Origin of the sequence: Staphylococcus sp. AtHG25 (genome assembly GCF_003217445.1) — a bacterium.
GTDB classification, from domain to species: Bacteria; Bacillota; Bacilli; order Staphylococcales; family Staphylococcaceae; genus Staphylococcus; species Staphylococcus haemolyticus.
The window spans coordinates 1-4072 of sequence record NZ_QJSN01000038.1; the positions used below are offsets into that span (position 1 = coordinate 1).

4 protein-coding genes and 1 pseudogene are annotated in these 4072 nt (G+C 30.5%); 4 read left to right on the forward strand and 1 reads right to left on the reverse strand.

The window, feature by feature from the left end; all coding sequences use genetic code 11:
• Window positions 1–136: 136 nt before the first annotated feature.
• Window positions 137–757, reverse strand: a complete 621-nt coding sequence (locus tag BDW31_RS12265; RefSeq protein ID WP_002458492.1) for a recombinase family protein — start codon at window positions 755–757, stop codon at window positions 137–139.
• 213 nt (window positions 758–970) lie between these two features.
• On the opposite strand from BDW31_RS12265, the gene BDW31_RS12270 reads away from it, so the two are divergent.
• The 4 genes and pseudogenes from BDW31_RS12270 to BDW31_RS12285 form a co-directional block, all read left to right on the forward strand.
• Complete coding sequence (locus tag BDW31_RS12270) at window positions 971–2404, forward strand: Mu transposase C-terminal domain-containing protein (protein WP_002458493.1); 1434 nt, start codon at window positions 971–973, stop codon at window positions 2402–2404.
• Window positions 2397–3233 carry an AAA family ATPase gene (locus BDW31_RS12275; protein WP_053025637.1) on the forward strand — a complete coding sequence of 279 codons (837 nt, stop codon included), beginning with the start codon at window positions 2397–2399 and terminating at the stop codon, window positions 3231–3233. Before BDW31_RS12270 ends, BDW31_RS12275 begins: the two co-directional genes overlap by 8 nt.
• A gap of 18 nt (window positions 3234–3251) precedes the next feature.
• Window positions 3252–3803: a recombinase family protein gene (locus BDW31_RS12280; protein ID WP_002458495.1), complete on the forward strand. Its 552-nt coding sequence runs from the start codon at window positions 3252–3254 to the stop codon at window positions 3801–3803.
• A 193-nt stretch (window positions 3804–3996) separates the two neighbouring features.
• A pseudogene (locus BDW31_RS12285) lies at window positions 3997–4072 on the forward strand (recombinase family protein); the annotation flags it as partial.

Below are 4072 nucleotides of genomic sequence, written 5' to 3' on the forward strand. Positions count from 1 at the left end.
CCAACAATACGGAGTATTGTAAATAAAGAAGCCAGTAAATGAATTTGTTAAAACTCATTTACTGGCTATTTCTCTAGGGTTTATGTCCCAGACTCTATTTTTATTCAAATTTTTGTGATTAAGCAAAAAATATTTTCTATTCTATAAATTTATAGTTTGGTCTTCCTTTTTTGATTCTATAAATTGTTTGACGTGTAATACCCACGTCTTTAGCTATCTTACTAATAGATTCTCCTTTATCTAGTAGCTCAATAACACGATGGTAAACAATTCTCTTGTGAGGATTTTTAGCATTTGGTGAATAGAGTAAAGGTCTTCCTTTATATACCCCTTTTTCCTTCGCTATTTTAATACCTTGGGCTTGTCGACGTTTACTTTCATTTCTTTCTTGCTCTGAAATCATGGCTAAAATTTGAATGATTAAATCTTTCATAAACTTATCTAGTAAAGGATTGCCAATCACTTCATTCATCATTGGTAAGCTTGTAATCATTAATTGGGCTTCTTTTTCTTTTAAATAGTTAACGGTTTGAATAATTTCGTCGTAATTTCTCCCTAATCGGTCAAGCGATTCTATAATTAAACGATCTCCCATGCGTAGAAAATTTAATACTTCTTGAAAAATAGGTCTGTTTTCAACCGATTTCCCCGATTGCTTTTCTGTAAATATTTTTTCAGCACCAAAAGATTGTAGATTTTCGATTTGTCTATCTAAATTCTGATCAATGGTTGATACTCTTGCATATCCGATTATCATTTTAAACACCCTTTCTCACACACCCTAATCATACAATTAGAAGATTGATTATACAACACGTAATTATCGTTCAATTAGAGTGAACCCTAAATGAACAAATAATTACGTTACAACTTTAGTTGTAATTTTACATTTTTATTATATGATGATTTAAAAGGAGGCGAGAACATAAAAATCTTTGTGATTGAAACTTCAAATGATGGAGGTGGTAAAGTGGATAATAATTTGGCCGACTACACGCATTATCAACGTCAAGAAGCTATGAGAAAATATAAAATTATTGAACCTTATATAAAAAAACAGCAGTCAGTTCAAGTTATTAGTAATAATAAGCAAATATCCCAAAGAACAATTTATTCTTGGGTGAAAAGCTACAACAATCAAGGTTTAATAGGATTAATAAACAGAAGAAGAAAGGATTTAGACAAAGCTAAACTAAACGAAGATACGCTCAATTATATTAAGAACGAGTATCTAATTAACAAGGGTATATCTATAGCATCAATACACCGTAAAACAGTAGATTGGTGTAATCAAATGAATCACCCTACACCTAGCTATAAGCAAGTTTATACAAGTATAAAAAAAGTATCTAATCATTTAAAATCCTACTCTGATTTAAATAGTAAAAAATATGCTGAAAAGTATGATGCTATCTATCTTAGAGAATGTAACCATCCTAATGAAATTTGGCAAGCAGATCATACTATGTTAGATATAGAGGTTTTAAACGAAAAAAACAAACTTGAAAGACCTTGGCTAACTGTTGTCTTAGATGATTTCAGCAGAGCAATTGCAGGTTATAGAATAGAATTCGGAGCGCCTGATACTATTAGAACAGCATTAGTACTTAGAGAAGCAATTTGGAAAAAAGGTGATTCAAATTGGCCAGTTTGTGGAATCCCCGAAAAATTTTATACTGATCATGGCAAAGACTATACTTCAGAGCATATGCAACAAGTTTCAGCGAATTTAAAAATGGAACTTATTTTTTCTAAAGTAGGTATACCAAAAGGCCGTGGAAAAATAGAACGTTTTTTTCAAACAGTTAATTTGATGTTTTTAGAGGTTTTGCCTGGATATACTAAAAACAAAAAAACTAGAAAACACCTAACTTTAGAAGAATTAAATGAGAGATTCGAAGAATTTTTATTAAACAATTATCACTATCGCCCTCATGGAACTACAAACGAGCCACCTATAAAAAAATGGAACCAACCGAACTTTTTACCCAATTTGCCCACTTCACGTGAAAGTTTAGATTTATTGTTGTTAACAACAAGTAAACCACGAAAAATTCGAAGAGAAGGTATATATTTTAAGGGACTACGGTATTTTTCAACTACTTTAATTGCTTACATTACCGAAGATGTATTCATACGCTACGATCCAAATGACATTTCAGAAGTAAGAGTCTATTTAAATAACCAATTCTTATGCATTGCTTATTGTAATGAATTGGAAAATCAAAGTGTAGGTATTAAGGAAATTGAACGAGCTCGCATAAATAATAAAAGAACCTTAGGTAAGTCGATAGTCAACACAAAACAAGTAGTTAAAAATATACAAAATGAAAAACTGAGTAAACAAAACAGCAAGAGTTATACAAAAAAGAAGTCAAAACTAAAGAGGTATAAATATGACTGATCAAACTTTTGTTGAAACTAAACAGTACCGTCGTTTTGAAGAATTTTGTGATAATTGTGCAAAGTATAAATATATGGGTGTATGCTATGGGAATCCAGGGGTAGGCAAAACTTTTTCTGCGCAATACTATGCTAATTGGGATTATGTAAATCCGATTATTACAGAATATCTTGGCGCAAATGACCAAGGAAAAAATGTAGATGACGACAAATTTTTAAGTTGTAAAACAGTATTTTACACAGCACCTCCAGTGCGCCCTTCAAAAATACACAAAGACTTATTGAACCTTGCTACACAATTAACATTAGGAAAAATGGGATATCGCACTTTGAAAACACAAGAAGAATTTGATGGTCTTAAAGAATTAGTTAGATTGCAAAACAACAATTATGAAATTGATTTGATTATTATAGATGAAATCGATCGATTAAATTATAAAACACTAGAAATAATACGAGATATTTATGATCAACTTGATATAGGTATGATTTTAATAGGCATGCCTGGTATTGAAAAACGTTTATCAAGATACCCCCAACTATATTCTCGTATAGGCTTCAGTCATCAATTCGATAAATTAACAAATGACGAATTAAAACATATTTTGGAATATAAATGGCAAGAACTATCTCTTCCAGTAAGTTACGAAGATTTTGAGGATTATGAAGCAATTAATACAGTTATAAAGATTACCAATGGTAATTTCAGGCTTGTTCAAAGACTATTTTCACAAATTGTTCGAATTATGGAAATTAATGAACTGAATAAAATAACAGTAGACGTTATCGAAACAGCACGCGAAGGTTTATTAATCGGAGAAAATGAATAAGCCGAAAGGGTGTATAAAATGAGAAAAATTGGTTACGCACGTGTAGCATATCCTGATCAAAATCTAGATACTCAATTAACGAAACTCTTAATAAATGGTTGTGACTTAGTCTATTCTGAACAAGTAAATGTTTATTATAAAGAACAACTAGAGCTTGAGCATTGTTTAGACGAGTTAAAAACAGACGATACATTAGTGATAGAAAAACTGAAAGTACTAGGATTTACACCAAAAAAACTCATAGAATTTTTTGAAAGTAGAATACTACCATATGATATCCATTTAGAAGTACTTAATTTAGGCATAAATACCAATACTGAAGAAGGACAATCATTTATTGAAGTATTTAAAAAGTTATCAGAGTCAGAAAATATATTATTAAAAGAAAGAACAACAAATGGGCTAGAAGCTGCAAAAGAACGTGGTAGGTATGGAGGACGACCTCAACTTTCTGAAGATAAACGTAAATATATTAAACAATTATACGCAAGTAGAATGTACACGCCAAATGAAATTTCAAAAATGGTAGGCATAAGTAGAACAACAGTATATAGAATAGTAAAGAAATAATAAAAAAAGGGCGTATTATTACGTCCTTTTTTGCAATTTAACAAGTAAAATTAGCGCAATATAAAACGGAAAGTGACATATATAGCTAGTATACATATTTTAATGTTCAATAACTCAACAGAAAATCTATGTTCATAAATAGGGTTAGAATTAAGTTATGGTACAATGAAAATGTACATAGGAGGTTTGTATTTTGAAAATAGGTTATGCAAGAGTCTCAACTGGTTTGCAAAATTTGAATTTGCAGGAAGATCGATTAAATCAATATG